This is a genomic window from Acidobacteriota bacterium (genome assembly GCA_028875575.1).
Lineage (GTDB): Bacteria > Acidobacteriota > Terriglobia > Versatilivoradales > Versatilivoraceae > Versatilivorator.
This window is the reverse complement of record JAPPDF010000007.1, coordinates 1-15,756: the sequence shown is the minus strand read 5'-3', so window position 1 is coordinate 15,756 and position 15,756 is coordinate 1. Positions and strand designations below refer to the sequence as shown.

At 63.3% G+C, this 15,756-nt stretch carries 13 protein-coding genes; 7 read left to right on the top strand and 6 right to left on the bottom strand.

Going from position 1 to position 15,756, the window contains the following annotated elements; genetic code table 11:
- Positions 1 to 191 precede the first annotated feature (191 nt).
- The 5 genes from OXI69_01375 to OXI69_01355 all read right to left on the bottom strand — a co-directional run bounded on the left by OXI69_01375 (position 192) and on the right by OXI69_01355 (position 6,175).
- A complete protein-coding gene (locus tag OXI69_01375) occupies positions 192 to 1,106 on the bottom strand; it encodes a VOC family protein (GenBank protein MDE2664782.1) in 915 nt (304 codons plus the stop codon).
- A 168-nt stretch (positions 1,107 to 1,274) separates the two neighbouring features.
- Positions 1,275 to 1,967, bottom strand: a complete 693-nt coding sequence (locus OXI69_01370; protein ID MDE2664781.1) for a hypothetical protein — start codon at positions 1,965 to 1,967, stop codon at positions 1,275 to 1,277.
- A 465-nt stretch (positions 1,968 to 2,432) separates the two neighbouring features.
- On the bottom strand, positions 2,433 to 3,866 hold the full coding sequence (locus OXI69_01365) for an SLC13 family permease (protein MDE2664780.1): 1,434 nt from the start codon (positions 3,864 to 3,866) through the stop codon (positions 2,433 to 2,435).
- On the bottom strand, positions 3,856 to 5,613 hold the full coding sequence (locus OXI69_01360; protein ID MDE2664779.1) for a hypothetical protein: 1,758 nt from the start codon (positions 5,611 to 5,613) through the stop codon (positions 3,856 to 3,858). The genes OXI69_01365 and OXI69_01360 overlap by 11 nt, the downstream gene beginning before the upstream one ends.
- A gap of 262 nt (positions 5,614 to 5,875) precedes the next feature.
- Positions 5,876 to 6,175: a YciI family protein gene (locus tag OXI69_01355; protein MDE2664778.1), complete on the bottom strand. Its 300-nt coding sequence runs from the start codon at positions 6,173 to 6,175 to the stop codon at positions 5,876 to 5,878.
- A 151-nt stretch (positions 6,176 to 6,326) separates the two neighbouring features.
- On the opposite strand from OXI69_01355, the gene OXI69_01350 reads away from it, so the two are divergent.
- From OXI69_01350 to OXI69_01330, 5 genes are all read left to right on the top strand, one after another.
- Positions 6,327 to 7,364 carry a fumarylacetoacetate hydrolase family protein gene (locus OXI69_01350; protein ID MDE2664777.1) on the top strand — a complete coding sequence of 346 codons (1,038 nt, stop codon included), beginning with the start codon at positions 6,327 to 6,329 and terminating at the stop codon, positions 7,362 to 7,364.
- Between the two features lie 270 nt (positions 7,365 to 7,634).
- The gene (gene radC, locus OXI69_01345) at positions 7,635 to 8,336 is read left to right on the top strand and encodes a DNA repair protein RadC (GenBank protein MDE2664776.1); all 702 of its coding nucleotides are present in this window, start codon (positions 7,635 to 7,637) and stop codon (positions 8,334 to 8,336) included.
- Between the two features lie 79 nt (positions 8,337 to 8,415).
- A complete protein-coding gene (locus OXI69_01340) occupies positions 8,416 to 9,855 on the top strand; it encodes a M23 family metallopeptidase (protein ID MDE2664775.1) in 1,440 nt (479 codons plus the stop codon).
- A 297-nt stretch (positions 9,856 to 10,152) separates the two neighbouring features.
- Complete coding sequence (locus OXI69_01335; GenBank protein ID MDE2664774.1) at positions 10,153 to 11,082, top strand: U32 family peptidase; 930 nt, start codon at positions 10,153 to 10,155, stop codon at positions 11,080 to 11,082.
- A gap of 144 nt (positions 11,083 to 11,226) precedes the next feature.
- The gene (locus OXI69_01330; GenBank protein ID MDE2664773.1) at positions 11,227 to 12,132 is read left to right on the top strand and encodes an outer membrane beta-barrel protein; all 906 of its coding nucleotides are present in this window, start codon (positions 11,227 to 11,229) and stop codon (positions 12,130 to 12,132) included.
- Positions 12,133 to 12,216: 84 nt separating this feature from the next.
- Here OXI69_01330 and OXI69_01325 read toward each other — a convergent pair whose 3' ends face one another.
- Positions 12,217 to 13,179, bottom strand: a complete 963-nt coding sequence (locus OXI69_01325) for a cache domain-containing protein (protein ID MDE2664772.1) — start codon at positions 13,177 to 13,179, stop codon at positions 12,217 to 12,219.
- Positions 13,180 to 13,444: 265 nt separating this feature from the next.
- Between OXI69_01325 and OXI69_01320 the strand changes: the two genes are divergently transcribed.
- Together OXI69_01320 and OXI69_01315 are read left to right on the top strand one after the other, a co-directional pair.
- Positions 13,445 to 14,701 carry a di-heme enzyme gene (locus OXI69_01320; protein MDE2664771.1) on the top strand — a complete coding sequence of 419 codons (1,257 nt, stop codon included), beginning with the start codon at positions 13,445 to 13,447 and terminating at the stop codon, positions 14,699 to 14,701.
- A complete protein-coding gene (locus OXI69_01315; GenBank protein ID MDE2664770.1) occupies positions 14,698 to 15,390 on the top strand; it encodes an ankyrin repeat domain-containing protein in 693 nt (230 codons plus the stop codon). The genes OXI69_01320 and OXI69_01315 overlap by 4 nt, the downstream gene beginning before the upstream one ends.
- Positions 15,391 to 15,756 lie beyond the last annotated feature (366 nt).

Below are 15,756 nucleotides of genomic sequence, written 5' to 3'. Positions count from 1 at the left end.
GCTCTATCCTCCTCGATCGATACCCTATCAGCGTGTAAACCATGTTTGCGGTTTATGATGTAAAGGATGAATGCGGTCTGTACCTTCTGCGACTCCCCCCTCAAGGGGGGAGTCGGTGAGACAAGGGCTCCGCCCGCAGTCGAACCGGTGGGGGGCAATCGCGGCGTCCCTTCGACCAGGGCGGGTGGCGGCTATTCAGTGATGCTGTCCTTCACGGCCCAGCCCGGATCGGGGTCGCCGGCCATTGCCTTTCGAACTTCGGGGCTGGGCGGTCCGGCAGTGCCCCAAACGTCCGTCTGTTCCGGCACCCGTCTCCACACCGCGGGTTCGTGGGTTGCTTCGTCTTCGATGTGCTCCATGTCGCTGGAGAATTCGGACACGTAACCGGCCGGATCCTTGTAGTAGCAGAAGATGTTGTTGCCCGGGCCGTGACGTCCCGGTCCCCAGTCGGGTTTCTGCCCTCGGGCAAGAAGGTTGGAGAGACCTCTCATGACCCCGTCCACGCTCGCCATCACGTAGGCGACATGGTTGACCGATGCGTGATCTGCGCGATTGAAGGCGAGAACGTGATGTTTCGGGTTGCATCTCAGGAACGCCATCTGGTTCTCATTCCAGTCCGAGACCCGGAACCCCAGAGTATCGGTGTAGAACTCCACCACCTGATCGAAGCGCGCAGTGTTAAGGACCACGTGGCAGAGCCGGAGGGGTTCGACTTTCCCGGCGGATCCGCCGTCGGAGCGTTCGGCCACGCCGGCCGATAGCTCGATGCAGCGGTTTTCCGGGTCCAGAAAGCGCAGCCCGTATCCGCCGCCGGGTTCGTCCAGGTCGTCCGGCCGGGCCACGAGGGGAGTTCCCGTCCGTTCGAGTTCGGTTGCCGCTGCATCGACCTCCTCGCGTCCGTCAACGCTGAAGGCCAAGTGGTGGAGCCCGCACCGGTCAGCCGGATGGAGGCTGAGAATGTGATGCTCGGCCGACGATCCGCGGAAATATCTTGCGTGCCGGTCTTCTCCGGCCGATTGGAGTCCCCAGCCCTCGAGGTAGAACCTGGCGTGGGGCGCGATCGCCGGCGACAGCAACCCCACGTGGCGGATGTCCTGAATCTTCATCTGATCAGCTCTCCGGAAGGTTTCTTGGCGGGTGGTCCCCCCCGGCTTCGACACCGGAACCTTGTTCATACTTACCGAGCGGGATTCGGGGGATAGTTTCGCCCCCAATGCTACCACACTGCCTTTGTTGGCCAGACCGGATGAGGGTACACGACCCGGTGGCCTGTCTCAGACAAGATCCCTCCGGGTCAAACCGATCCTCAGGTCTCGTCGAATGTAGATTTCGACGAACTCACGCAGCCACACCTCCTTCGCAAGCGTGAACCGCTCGATCAGTTTCTGCTCGGGTCTGTCCGTGAGGTAAACGATGCGCCACCGGTTAAGGGGTCGGAATTCGCCACCGTCAACCGAGTGCTCCACGTGAAAGAGAGGCTGTCCCTGGCCGGCTCGAAGCCAGTTCCCGTCCCCATCGACGAGTTCGGCTGCTCCGATGAAAGTGGCGCTCTGCCGCGCCGGGTTGAGCAATACCTGTTCCAGGACCCACCCGCACTCTGACGGCTTGAGCCGGAGGCGCTGGCGCGAGCATCGCAGGAAGGATTCGGTTCCGTCGACTGCCGCCTGCCGGCCCCAATAGCGGGAGCTGCCCTCCGATACAACCGAAGGAATATAGAGGTCGGGCCGGAATGCCTTTTTCACCTCCATGTCCCACAGCATGGTTCGGGTGAATCTGAGCGGTTCGTTGGTGCGGTAGTACCGCGCCAGCACCAGATTGATGTCAGCCGGGGCCAGCTCGATTCGGGTGTTGCGCGGGTCGGTCCAGGCCCGCTCGAACTCTTCCTCGTGATTCAACCGAGGGACCGGCGTCGTCGCCTCGCCCCGAGCGGCGGGGTGTTCCGCCTCGCCGGTTTCGTTGGGTTTCATCCGTCGCATCTCACCGTGCACTCTCCGGGCCTTTGTCCGGGCCCCCGTCTTTTCCCGGGAGTCCGTTGAAACGGATGCAGCATCGCCGGATTCAGGTCAGCCGTGCCCTCGCCCTGCCGTGCAGATCATACATGGTAAGACAGCGACCTGTTACGAAACTCGGAGACTGGGGCCCCACCGGGACGCCGCGTTTGCCCCCCTCCGGTTCGACCGCGGGCGGGGCCCTTGTCTCACCGACTCCCCCTCAAGGGGGGAGTGATTCTTGAGGCCTGCAAACAACGCTCTGGTATCACTCCCTCCTTGAGGGGGAGTCGCAGAAGCCGAGCCGGATGGCGATGGTTGATGCGGTGGGGGGCAAGGCTCGGCTCCGGACCGTGCGACGGGGCGGCTCAAACTGGTTGCAACAGGCGTAGTTCAAATAAGCACCAAACCCCGCCTGTGGCGCCCCGACCCGCCCGCTGGCCGTCACCCCACGGTAAACGCTTCCATCGCCGGCACCAGGATCATGCTCAGCGCGATCACGACGATCGAGGTCAGGACGGTGGCGATGAGGCCGACTTTGAACATGGTCCCGAACCCAACAGCTCCGAACGAGAATGTCGTGGCCGAGGCCGGGCTGGACCAGGGAAATGCCACCGCCTGGGCCGTGCCTGCGATAATTCGGGCGAGAATGGTGGAGTTGTAGCCGAGAGTGTCCGCAATCGGAAAGAGTATCGTGGAAACCATCATCGACGTTGCCGCTCCGCTGCCCAGTTGCGTCAACAGCATCGTAGCCAGGCCCGCAACCCAGGGCAACACCCCGGCGGTGACGTTGCCCGTCAGCATGCCGGCGAGCCAATCGATCGCGCCCAGAGTGGTCAATGCGTCCGCCAGCGCCATCCCGCCGAGCACCAGGAACAGCACATTCCATCCGACGCCTTTCTGAAAGTCCCCGGCCTCCAGGGTCATTTCACCGCGCTTTGGGTCCGCCGGCAGCACGAAGAGCAGCACCATGGCCACCGGGGGCACGTACCAGATCTCGAGAAACTCGATCTCGGCGACCGTGGGCAGGGTCCACAGCACCAGCATCAGAATCAGCACGAACAGGACGTTCCTCTCGCCCCGGCTCACGGGGCCCAATTGCTCACGTTCCTTGAGGAAGCGGGCGCGAGCATTGGGGATTGACTTCACTTCGAGTGGCAGCATGAACTTCAGGATCAGATAGCAGACCGGGAAGTGGGCCGCCGTCAGGATGACCCCGGTTGACACCCACTGTGTGAAGCTGACGCTGTAGCCGGTAAACTGGTCCAGCAGCGAGAGGGTCATCGCATTGAAAACGATGCCTGCCGGCGTTGCCAGCCCTCCGGCCGCGGCACCGTACAAAACGGCCAGGCTCGCCGCGGCCGACATGCGCGTCGCGCCGGGCGCCACCGAATGTATGACCGACAACGCGATGGGCGTCATCATCACGATGACCGCCAGGTCACTGACCACCGCGGACATCACCGCGGATACGACCAGGATTGCCAGTATCAAGCCACCGCTGGAACGGGCCACACCCGGAACGCACAGCGCGGCCAGGGCGATCCTTCGAGCCAGACCGTGCTTTTGAAAGGCATGGCCGAAGAGCATGACGCCTACCAGGTAGGGCAGAATTACATGCCCGTAAGTATCAGCCACATTGGATAAGCCCATCTCCGCGCCGATTGGCAGGAGGACGAACGGCAGGAAGCTGGTGACCGCCCACGGCACCGGCCTGGTCACCCACCACGCCACGATCCAGGCGTACACACCGAGGGCGAAGTGCGCCTCGGGCGCGAGTCCGGCGAGCGGCGCGGCCCGGACGATGGCGAACGCGGCCGGCCCGGCCAGCAAGCGCAACACCAACGGCCACCGGCTGGTCGACGGTTCAGCCCCCATGTTTGGTCTCCGGGACTTTCACGTGGACGGTCACGATATCCGTGTCGTGGAACTGTTGATGGCGAACGGAGGAGGCGATGTGCCGCAGCAGTCGTAGCGAGACCTCCCGCTCCATCAACAGGTCGTCGGGCGTCTCGGTGAGCAGTGCGATCCTGTTCTGAAGGTTCTCCTCGCCGGAGGCTGCAACGAACTCGAGCACGGCGCCGTCGGCTTCCTTTTGCGCCTGCAGCAGCAGGCGCCGCCGTTCGCGCTTCTTGTCGTCCTCACCCTCACCGATCAAGGTCAGAATCGTTTCCTCGGTGGCGGCATCGAGGCGGTCTACCATGTTCGCCCCCCAGCCGCTGCGGGACGCGAACGTACCGAGAAACTCCCTGATCTTCGGCAGCACGGAAAGATTGAGATCCCCTTCGATCCGGCTGCGGCGCGGCGCCGTCGCTTCCAGAAACAGCGTCATCAGGATTGCCACGATCCCCCCGGCTGTGATGCCGTTTCCCAGCAGGCCACCCGCCAACTCCGAAAGAAGCTCGGGGAACAGCAGGTCGTTCTGGCACCCGACTCCGACCCAGAAAGCGACACCGGAGATCATTCCCTTGCGGTGATCGATCCCGCCCCTCACGACTTCTGTCATGCCACGCACGAAGGTCATCGCCAGCACGACAGTCAAGTAGGCGACAACAACCGGACTCGGTATCGCCAGGATCATGGCAATGGACTTGGGCAGAAACGCCAGCGCCATCAGCACACCACCGGCTGCAATTCCCACGTGGCGTGCCGCCACTCCGGTCAGCTCGATCGTCGGAGCGCTGACCGCGATGGTCTGGGTCGGCACGATCGCCGAGAGGCCGGAAAGCAGCTTGCCGATGCCGTCCGCGGACACCGCACCCTCCACCGCACGGTAATCCACGGCGCGCGGCCGGCGCCAGGATACGCGCTGGATGGCGACCGCGCCGGTGATTGTCTGAATGGCGCCAATGAGAGACACGAACACGAAGGCGGGAAGAAGCTCCACGAACGCCGGACCGAGGTCCAGCCCGATACCCGGCCAGCCACCCTGTGGCAGGCCGATCCACGGAGCCCGGGCAACCAGGTCGAAGTCATAGAGGCCCAACGACCCGCCAATTACCGAACCTGCAATCACCCCGGCAAGCGGAGCCCACAAACGCAGCGTCGGTCCCGCCTTCAGGGAGATGCCGCTGATGACCAGAACCGTCGCCACTGCAGTGAGCGGCGGACCCAGCGCCGTATCGTGCGGCGCGTCGGCAAGGCGACTGAATACGACCGGCAGCACGGTCGCCGGCACCAGCATGTTCACGGTGCCGACGATGGTCGGCGTCAGAAGGCGCCTGAACAGGGCGAGCCGCAGCGAAATCACGATCGGGACGAAGGACGAAGCGACGACCAGGGTAGCGAGCAGCGCCGGACCGCCCTCGGTGAGTGCACTGACGCAGACCCCGATAAAGGCTCCGGCGGGGCCCATAAAGAGCAGGTATCCCGCTCCTACCCGGCCTAGACGAACGGCCTGTAGAGCCGTGCAGATACCACTGACGGCGACCGCGCCGAACACGGCCCAGGAAAGGTAGGCGTCGGTTCCGCCGCCGGCCCGGATGACGATTGTGGGGATGAAGATGATGCTGGTTATGCCGAGAACTACCAGCTGCAGACCGCAACCCAGAGACAAGACCGCCGGAGGATTCTCATCGGGTTGGTAGCGAACGCTTGCAGCGCGCTGCTGGTGACCGTCACTCATGAGGCTCCCTCGGCCAGCTCACGCACGCCTGGTCGATCCTCATGGCCGGAGACAGTCCGAATCCCCGGTGGAGTGTTTCGTGTCCGGAGGAAGACCTGCCCGCTGCTCGCACAGGGCCAGGGGTGGCTTCCTGCGGGGTTCCGCCACCAGGCAAAGCAGGCGCGCTCGCTCCGTGTCAGCTTGAGTTCGGCATCGTCCGCCAGGAACCATCCTTTGGGGAGTCCCCCGAGAATCCGACGGACCGGACGGCGCTGCAACGTGGTTAACCGGGGCGTCCCGTCAACCAGTTCCACGGGCGGATGTGGGACTCGGAGAAGGTGCCCGCCCGGGCATAGGGACTCTCGCCGACGAACGCCTGCGCTGCCTCGAGCGAAGAAGCTTCGAGCACCAGGACCAGGCCGGTGACGGTCTCGCCATTCTCGCTGAGCGTCTGCCCACCATGGTGAACGGTCACGTCAGGATGGTGGGAGGAATCGTGAAGGTAGGCGGCGAATGCATCGGCCAAACGGAGCCGTTCCTGACCCATGTCGCCCTTGTGTGTCGCGAAGACTACGAAATGCATGGTGCACTCTCCTTTAGCCCCGGTTGCCCGCAAGACCAAACTACCACGCGCGGGCAGCCGGCACGGCCTTTTTTTGCGAATTATACACTTGACGCCACCAAATCTCCGCTTCCTATAATTCCGCCAAACAAACTCGGGACAGGCCTACGGCATGAAGAAGATGCCGCGGCTGCCAATTCAGCCAAAAGCATTCCCGGCACTCATGAAACTTGTCAGCTACCTCCTGTCGGAAGAGCCCCGGCTCGGCGCGCTCAGCAAATCGGGCGATCTGATCATTGATCTGAGCCGCGCCCATCGGGAACTGATGGGGGGCAGCCGCGGCCCGGTCAGGCGGCGGCACATCGCGCGGCCTCTGCCGACGCGGATGATCGAGTTCCTCGAAGGCGGCGCGGAAGCACTACAGACGGCAGGGGAAGCGCTCGCATACGTCGAAGGGCAACTGCCGGGCGCGAAGGAGGAGTATCTACGGCGGCACCTGCTGCGACCTCTCGCAACCACGCAGCTTCTGGCGCCGGTTCCCCGCCCTCCCAAGCTGATGGCGGCCTGGGTCAACTACGAAGAACACGGCAAGGAGACCACCGTAAAGGCGCCCCGGAACGCCCCCCTGTTCTTCACGAAGTGGTCGACCGCCGTCATCGGCCCCGGCCAGCCCATTGTCCTGCCGCGCATCAGCCGGAAGGTCGACTACGAGGCAGAGCTGGCGCTGGTGATCGGCGCCGGAGGAAAGAACATTCCGGCGGAAAATGCCTACGATCACATCGCCGGCTATACGATTCTGAACGACGTGAGCGCACGGGATTTTTCGCTTCGCGTTCTGTTTGGGACGCCGGGGCCGTCCGACATCCAGAAATCGTTCGACACCTTCGCACCAATGGGGCCGTGCCTGGTGACGCGCGATGAAATCCCCGACCCTCACGCGCTGGGCATTCGGCTCCGTATCGGGGACGAGGTCCTGCAGAACGACACCACCGGGTCGATGATCCACCGCATTCCGGCGATCATCGCCTATCTGTCCTCCATCGCCACACTGGAACCGGGCGACGCGATCGCCACCGGCACTCCCTCGGGCGTAGGTTTCACCCGCACGCCGCCGCGCTGGCTGCAACCGGGTGAAACCGTCCGCATCGAGATCGATGCAATCGGAGTGTTGGAGAACCCCGTGGTTTCGGAATCCGGGACACAATCCTAAGCGACCGCCCTCAAACCTGGTGTCCCATCTCTTCGTGGTCTGGCCCGAACCGAGGGCCGAGGCTACCTGCCATTGGCGATCAGTGGGGGGCTCGTTTTTCTACCCCGCTCCTGTTGAGCATCGGGGCCAATCGGGTTAGAATAGCTGGCCGTCCGAATTCCCTCCCTCAACATTTCTCCCCGACCTGCAGTCCACCAATGCATTCGGAGCGACCGCGTTCGTGCGTGTTGCCCGGTTCCGCTCTGAATCCGGTGGAACCCGACCTCAACCATGGCCTCCAGGGGACGCGTATCCGAAAAATGGGTCAGTGGCTGGCCGAAATCGGAGCAGCCCCGGCAACGTCTCCTGACCCGTGGCGCCGACGCCCTCAGCGACGCGGAACTGCTGGCCATCTTCCTGCGGGTCGGGATCAAGGGGACCAGCGTGCTCGACCTCTCCCGCCAACTTCTCCAGGACTTCGGCGGGTTTCGCGGCCTGCTGAAGGCCAGCCAGCAGGAGCTGGGCGGCATCAAGGGCCTGGGGGAAGCCAAGGTGGCCACCCTGAAAGCGCTGGCGGCCGTGACCGTGCGCTACATGGCCGAGGAAATGCAGCGGGGGCCCTTCATCGGGCACTCCCGGGACGTCCAGCGGCTGCTTTGCGGGCGCTTCCGGGATCGCGACCGGGAGACCTTCGCCGTGGTCTTTCTGGATACCAGGCACCACGTCCTGTCCGTGGAAGAGATGTTCCAGGGCACCCTCAACAGCGCCACCGTGTTTCCGAGGGAAATCGTCAGGAGGGCCCTGCAGTTGAATGCCGCCGCCATGGTGGCCGTACACAACCATCCCTCCGGCAACCCCTCGCCCAGCCCGGACGACCGCCAGGTAACCCGGGAGCTGCAGCGGGCCTGCGGCCTGATGGACATCTCGTTGCTCGATCACATCGTCATCGGAGGCAACGACTGCTTCAGCTTTGCCGAGCACCGCCTGCTGTGAGGGGGTGGGGAGCCACCTCTTTCACCCGCCTTCGGACCAAGCTATAATCCAGGGGATTTCGGGACCGGACCGCAAAAACGTGAAACCATTTCAACCCCACCGCAAGCCGGCTATTCCCAAGCGCTTTCCGCCACTGGTCCTATGGGCCTTGCCGCTGGGAGCCTTCCTGCTCTGGTGCCTGATCTCTCTTTGGCTGGGCCGCTGGGAGGGACAGCCGCCCGAGGTGAGCCTGGACCGCGACTTTAACGCCCTGGGAGAGAACCCCTCTCTGGTGCTCGAGGTCGAGGACGCCCAGTCCGGACTGAAGCAGCTCTCGGCAGTGCTGGAGGTGGGGAACCAGTCCTTTACGCTGGTCGACCGGAGCTACCCGGGGCCGTGGCTGCTCTTCTTCCAGCGGAGCGGCGCTCAATCCTCGGCTCGCTTCGACCTGGGCGAGATGATGGCCGCCAGCCACCAGATCCGGGAAGCCCCCGCGCAACTGTCGATCACCGCCCGCGACCACTCCTACCGCCGGTTCTTCGGCGGCAACCGGGCTCGGCTGCAGCGGGATTTCACCTTCGACATCCGTCCCCCCACCGTCCAGCCGCTGTCCGGACAGCATTACATTACTCAAGGGGGCTCGGCCTGCATTCTCTACCGGGTGGGAGAAGACACCGAGGTCTCCGGGGTTCGGGTGGGTCCCGACTTCTTTCCCGGATACGCGGCCGACCCCGACGGAGACAAGCAGGTTCGATTCTGCATTTTCGGCTATCGCTACAATCTGGAACCTAATCCGGAAATCAGGCTGGTGGCCGAAGACGCGGCCGGGAATCGGTCGGAGGCCCGCTTCCAGTACAAACTCTTTCCCAGAAAGTTCCGGCAGCGAACCATCCGGCTCAGCCCGGCATTCCTGCAACAGGTAGTTCCGGCGATCCTGAATCAGAACCCGGAGCTCTCCAGCCAGGGTGACCTGGTGAAGGACTTCCTCCAGATCAACGACGGTCTCCGGCACGCCAACCACGAGACCATCAAGCAGCTGTCGAGCCAGTCCGAGCCGCGGTTCCTCTGGACCGAAGCCTTTGCCCAGCTCAGCCGATCCAAGGTGGAGTCGCTCTTCGCCGATCACCGCACCTACCTCTATGAGGGCCGGGAGATCGACCGCCAGGACCACGTCGGCTTCGACCTGTCGGTGGTCAAGCACTACGCCATCGAAGCCTCCAACGACGGCGTGGTGCGCTACGCGGACCTGCTGGGAATCTATGGGAACACCATACTGTTGGACCACGGCTGCGGGCTGTTCTCCCTCTACGGACACCTCAGCTCCATCGCCGTAGAGGCCGGCGACCGGGTCGGCAAGGGCCAGGTGCTGGGCCGCAGCGGCGCCACCGGCCTGGCGGCCGGCGACCATCTCCATTTCGGTCTCTTCCTGCACGGAATCCCCGTAAATCCCACCGAGTGGTGGGACCCCAAGTGGGTTCGGGAGCGCGTCCTGGACAGAATTGGGGAGCACCGGGGCGGAAGCGTGACTGCCGGGTCCTGAAGGGGCCGTGCCTGAAACAACCGATTTTTCTCCACATAGGCCACATGGAGAGGTCCATGAAGGCGAACGACGAACCACGAATGGACACGAATGAACACCAATAAGCGGATTGACGACTGGAGCCTTTTGCAAATTCGTCAGCGAGACGTTTTCCGGGAATGGCCACAAAAGGCACAAAAACATAATTTGTGACGTTTGTGCTTTTTGTGGTTAGACAGCCTTTTTCACCAGGTCGCACCCGATATTGAAAAAGGCAGTACCCCAGCGCTGCCCTATCCGATCGGAAAGGAACCAACCATGAAGGCGACTCGCGATTTTCTGAAAAAGCTCGGTCTCCCCTCGAGCGACGGCTACTCCCTCCGAAGCACGTCCAAGCGTTTCCCGGACGGAGCTCAGTATCGCTTTGAAATACCCAGCGTGGAGGGCCCGCGCTGCCTGCAGGCGGTCATCGAGGAAGCCGAGCGCTACCGGCTCACCATCCATCGGGTCAGCCAGGGCAGCGGGATCATGCTGATGACCGACGATGAGATCAAGGACATGCTGAAGATGGCCCGGGACCGGCAAATGGAGGTGAGCCTGTTCGTGGGGCCGCGAGCCACCTTCGATATCGGAGCTCAGCCCCTGACGGCCGCGGGCAAGAACATCGGCCTGGGATTGAGGGGGATGGACCAGGTGGTCTATGCCGTGGAGGACATCAAGCGGGGTTGCGAACTGGGACTGCGGGGCATCCTGGTCGCGGACCTGGGGCTGCTGTGGCTGGTGAATCAACTGAAACAGTCGGGAGAGTTGCCCGCCAACCTGGTGGTCAAGATCTCGGTCCAGCTCAGCGCCACCAATCCGATTTCCGTCAGGATCCTGGAAGATTTCGGAGGCAACACCTTCAACGTGTCTTCCGACCTGCCCCTGCCGCTGTTGGCCTCCATCCGGGAAGCGGTCTCCCTGCCGCTGGACCTCTACGTGGAGACTCCCGACAACTTCGGGGGGTTCGTCCGCCACTTCGAGATTCCCGAATTCATCCGGCTGCTCTCCCCCGTCTATGTCAAGCTGGGGCTGCGCAACGCCCCCGACATCTACCCCAGCGGCACCCACATCGATCCCACCGCCATCGCCCTTACCCGGGAACGCGTCCGCCGGGCCCGCATCGCCGCCGACCTGATCGAGCGCTACTACCCGGAGGCGGCCATTTCCCAGCCGGGCGCGGCCGACCTGGCCATTCCGGAGATATGATGGCGCCATGGGTCTTCGGGTCACCGCTTCCACTCTTGCATACCGCTTGATCCGCGCGTTCCAACCCTGAGGTGCAACTTGCGTTACACGAGGAACTCTACACCCGTTGAGAATCGTTGGAGTCGGCACGCGGTTTCAGCCGCAATGCTGGTCGCCTGCCTGCTGGCCGCCGCTGCAGCCGGCGCCCAGGACAACCACCGTGGCGCCTATGTCGGCCTCAACCTGGGGCTGACGAGCTCGGCGCGGCTGGACTCGTCCCTCTCGGCGGTGACCAACCCGACCAAGTGTGACAGGCTGCTCTATGACGATCCGGCCTTGGTACCGAGCAGCGCCCCGGAATGCACGGACACGACGCTGCGTCAGCTCTCCTCGAACGGCTTCTCGCCCGGCCTGGGATTCACGGGCGGCCTCAGCGCCGGTTATGCCTTCGGCCGGCCGCGCATCGAGTTCGAGTATCGGGCCCGGACCCAGGGCGGCGATGTGTCCCCGCTCATCGAATCGACCACCAACCAGGCCGTGGTCAGCAAAGCCCTGGAATGGAGCCCGGTGTCCCCCCCAACCGAGTCGATCTCCAACTACCGCGTCCACCAGGTCTTCGCCAACCTCTACTTCGACTTCCCCAACGACTCGCGCTGGACACCCTTCCTGGGCGCCGGCGCCGGCATGGCACGCACCGACCTGCGCTACACCCGGCGCCTGGTCCGCAAGACGCTTGACCAGGGGTACCAGGACGTGGAACCCCCACTCACCCTCGCCGACCGGCCGGCAGCGGCCGCCGGCACGGTCAGCCTGCTGAAACCGGATCTAAGCGGCACGCTTCCCGGCTTTCAGATCCTGGGTGGCCTGGACTACGCGTTGGGCGAACGCACTTCCATCGGGCTCAACGCCCACTGGTCCCGCTTCGGGGAGCTGGCCCAGGATGTGGTGTGGTCCATTATCCGCAGCCACGAGCCGGTGCGGGCAGACGGGACCACGCCGTTCTCGGGAACGGTGAGGGTGCACAGCTTCCAGTATTGGGGGGTGACGCTCGGACTGAAGTACCGCTTCTGAACGGCAGGGTGAATGGCTGGCGTGGGCCGAGCCGGCTTCCTGCCGGGACCCGTCTCCAGCGACCGCGCTTCCGTCCATCCGGCTTCAATCCAGGTAGTAGCCCGCGCCGATGAGCACCGGAACTCCGAAGGAGGTTACCCTCTTGATGAAGGTCACCTTGCGCTGCCACTGGCCGGTGGCCGGATTCCGGTTGGAGTAGTAGAGGAAAGACTCACCGAAAGCATCGGCAACTCCCAGAACATTCCGCCCGCCGAAGCCGCCGACATAATTGGAAGACAACTCGGACCCGATCCAGGAAGCCTCGCGGGAGCCGCTGAAGAAGGTGTAGCCGTAAGTGTCCAGGCCGAACAGGTAGATGGAGCCGCTACGCCAGCGGGGGTCGTTGGCCAGGCTGGTCGAGGCGAAATAGCCCCTCGAATCCAGATCCATGGCGGCGCAGCGAACAAACTCCTGCAAACGCGCCTCCGACGGATCGGAGTCGAGCATGGCGGCGTTGACCTCCTCGCTCCGGCAGGTGCCGGGCAGGTCACGCCGGTACACCCCTACGCCAATGGCAGCCGAGTTACCCATCCAGTCGATGCTCTTGATGTAGGTCGCCTTGGGCTCGTCCCTGCCCGTGGCCGGGTTGAGGAAGGAGTAGTAGATGAAGCCCTCGCCGAATCCGCTCGCGATACGGTGCTGCTCCTTGTAGTAGTCGTTGCCGTAGACATCGATCAACAGTCCAAGCGAGCCCCCTTCCCTGTACCGGGCCGGGGGAAAGACGAACAGCCGGGCCTGGTCGCTCAACGGCGTGACTTCGGAGACGAAGACATAGGTCGGGCCGTTCTTCCAGCGTTCGTCCTCGTTGAAGGCCCTGCGAGCCTCCTCGAAGCCCACCTCATGGACAAACTCGTAGGCGCATTGGGTCAGAGTCTTGGCGTCCTGCAAGGTCCGGACGGCGCCGGCCACGATGGAACGGTCCGCGCAGGTGTCCTGGGTAGCCAGGGCCGGAGAGACGAGGGAGAGAAGCAAGGGAACAAGAATGGAACGACAATGCGGTATTTTCATGCGCCTAGTTTACCGCATCATGACCGCGCCGTACACCCGCTAAGGTTCATCCTGTCCCACATTTCTCTCCGGCTTCCCGGAAGCCTTCAAACTCCGGCGGTTTGGTGGTAGACTGCGTTGGCATTGGGCTGTCCTGGAGAAATCGGATCAAACTCTTTTCCAACAGTATTTTACAGGATTTCCGGGACCGATGCCGCCTGCCCGGGCCGCGATATCCGGGTAAACCAATGTCAATCCATTCCGCCGGACCCGGGACTGAAAAGAATTGAAACTGCACGCCAACCTCTCGAGGATGCCGGGTCGCATTCTTCCGCTGCTTTTGTTGGGGCTGCTTGGCGCCCAGACTGTTGCCGGTCAACAGTCTTTCCCCTGGGAGCTTCCCAAGGGCGTGCCGGAGCCGCGGGTGCCGGCAGACTCGCCGATGACACGGGAACGGGTGGATCTGGGCCGGCACCTCTTCTACGACACGCGGCTCTCGGGCAACGGGACCCAGGCCTGCGCCACCTGTCACCGGCAGGAGCTGGCCTTTACGGACGGACGGGCATTAGCGGTCGGTTCCACCGGAGAAACCCATCCCCGGAGCGCCATGTCGCTCATCAATGCGGCCTACCGCGACGCCCTGACTTGGGCCAACCCGTCGCTGACGACCTTCGAAGAACAGATTCTCGTGCCCATGCTGGGAACGGATCCTGTTGAGCTGGGCCTGGCCGGACAGGAGGAGCGAGTCTACGCCGAGCTGGCACGGGACCCGGTGTATCGGCAACTCTTCGCGTCGTCGTTTCCCGAAGAGGACTCTCCCGTCAACAGGGCCAATATCGTGATGGCGCTGGCCTCGTTTCTGCGCTCGATCGTCTCGTTCCGGTCGCCCTTTGACCGGTATCGCTTTGACCGGGAGGCCTCTGCCATGTCGATGGCGGCCCACCGGGGGAGGAATTTGTTCTTCTCCATCCGGACCCGTTGCGCCGGCTGTCACATGGGCCACAATGTGTCCATCGATTTGGGATTGAATCTGGACGGCGGTTCCAAGACCGCCTCCAGCCCGCCGGATTCCCCACCGGTATTCATGTTCCACAATACCGGCCTCTACAACCTTTCGGGTCCGATTGTCTATCCCGCCGATAACACGGGCCTCCACCGGCACACGGGCGAGATTGCAGACGTCGGGAAGTTTCGAATCCCCTCCCTGCGCAACATTGCCGTCACCGCTCCCTACATGCACGACGGCAGCATTCGAACGCTCGAGGAAGTGCTCGATCACTACGTAGCCGGCGGCCGCGCCCCCAATCCTCAGCAGAGCAAATCCATCGAGCCTCTGAAACTCAGCAAGGCCGATCGGCGCAATCTGATTGCTTTCCTGGAGAGTCTGACCGATCGGCAGGCTCTGCAGGACCCTCGCTGGAGCAATCCGTGGACGGAAAGAGGCCAAAGGCAAAAAGCCCGATCTCTTGCCCTGCCGGGGGAGCTTGGACCTACCGATGCATTGCCGATCTGGAGTAACTTACAAGTAAGGGTGACGCCATGACATTCAAGTCCATTTTTTCCGGAAGCTGGTTTGTGCTATTGCTGGTTGCTTCCACGCTTGCGGCTCAGCCGGGCCCTGTCTGCGAAAATTGGAACACGCGGGAGTATTTCCTGGCAGCGACGGTCGAGGACGTAACCTCCTGTCTTGAAGCCGGCAGCGACGTCGGAGCGCAGACGGAAAATGGCCGCACGCCTCTGCACTTCGCGGCCTGGAACAGCAAGAATCCGGTGGTGGTCAAGACACTGCTGAAGGCGGGAGCAAAACCGGACGCTCTTAGCAAGAATGGGAATACCGCTCTGATACTGGCGGCCTGGGGGAACGGTAATCCGCAAGTGTTGGAAGCGTTGCTTGAGGGCGGGGCCGATCCGAACGTACGGAACAAGTCCGGCAACACGCCGCTGCACGATGCGGCTCGTGCCAACCGGAATCCAGCGGTGACAAGGGTACTGCTCACGGCCGGTTCAGACCTGGCGGCGCGAGACGTCAAGGGCCGTACTCCCTTGCATCAGGCCGCAGCCAGCGGCAAGGTTCCAGCCGTGATCGATCTCCTGCTTTCGGCGGGAGCCGACCCCAATGCTCAAGATGCGGAGGGCAAGACCCCCTGGGACCTGGCCCAGGCCAATGAGGCGCTCAAGGGAACCAGGACCTACATTCGCCTTCACACGGCTCAGTTCGAGTCTTCGAACTGAGGCGCTCCGGGTCGGTAACAGGCAGGGCGCACTCCTGCAGAAATTCACGGCGGCACTGAAGGGACCCGGCGCGGCCACGCGTCGCTGCCTGGCAACGCGGCGTCCACCCCCCACCGCATCAACCTTCGCCATTCGGCGCTGCTTTGCGGCGTCGCGTATGCCCCCCTCCGCATCAGCCTTCGCCTGCGGCTCGGCTTCTGTGCAATCCATTCATGGTTTACACAATAAACCGCATACATGGTTTACACGGCCAGTCTTCTTTATGTAGGGCTAAGCATATCTCCAAGGGGGTCGATGGGCAACGAGCGGGCGTGCTCCGCAGGGAGGGCGGAGCCCGACCGAAGGAGCACTCCCGGCTTCACTCCC

Bases quoted from the DNA above. Each gene is read 5' to 3' on its own strand.
- OXI69_01370 (MDE2664781.1), bottom strand. From the start codon at position 1,967: ATGAAACCCAACGAAACCGGCGAGGCGGAACACCCCGCCGCTCGGGGC.
- OXI69_01355 (MDE2664778.1), bottom strand. From the start codon at position 6,175: ATGCATTTCGTAGTCTTCGCGACACACAAGGGCGACATGGGTCAGGAA.
- OXI69_01325 (MDE2664772.1), bottom strand. From the start codon at position 13,179: ATGAAAATACCGCATTGTCGTTCCATTCTTGTTCCCTTGCTTCTCTCC.
- OXI69_01360 (MDE2664779.1), bottom strand. From the start codon at position 5,613: ATGAGTGACGGTCACCAGCAGCGCGCTGCAAGCGTTCGCTACCAACCC.
- OXI69_01365 (MDE2664780.1), bottom strand. From the start codon at position 3,866: ATGGGGGCTGAACCGTCGACCAGCCGGTGGCCGTTGGTGTTGCGCTTG.
- radC (MDE2664776.1), top strand. From the start codon at position 7,635: ATGGCCTCCAGGGGACGCGTATCCGAAAAATGGGTCAGTGGCTGGCCG.
- OXI69_01350 (MDE2664777.1), top strand. From the start codon at position 6,327: ATGAAGAAGATGCCGCGGCTGCCAATTCAGCCAAAAGCATTCCCGGCA.
- OXI69_01335 (MDE2664774.1), top strand. From the start codon at position 10,153: ATGAAGGCGACTCGCGATTTTCTGAAAAAGCTCGGTCTCCCCTCGAGC.
- OXI69_01375 (MDE2664782.1), bottom strand. From the start codon at position 1,106: ATGAAGATTCAGGACATCCGCCACGTGGGGTTGCTGTCGCCGGCGATC.
- OXI69_01330 (MDE2664773.1), top strand. From the start codon at position 11,227: ATGCTGGTCGCCTGCCTGCTGGCCGCCGCTGCAGCCGGCGCCCAGGAC.
- OXI69_01315 (MDE2664770.1), top strand. From the start codon at position 14,698: ATGACATTCAAGTCCATTTTTTCCGGAAGCTGGTTTGTGCTATTGCTG.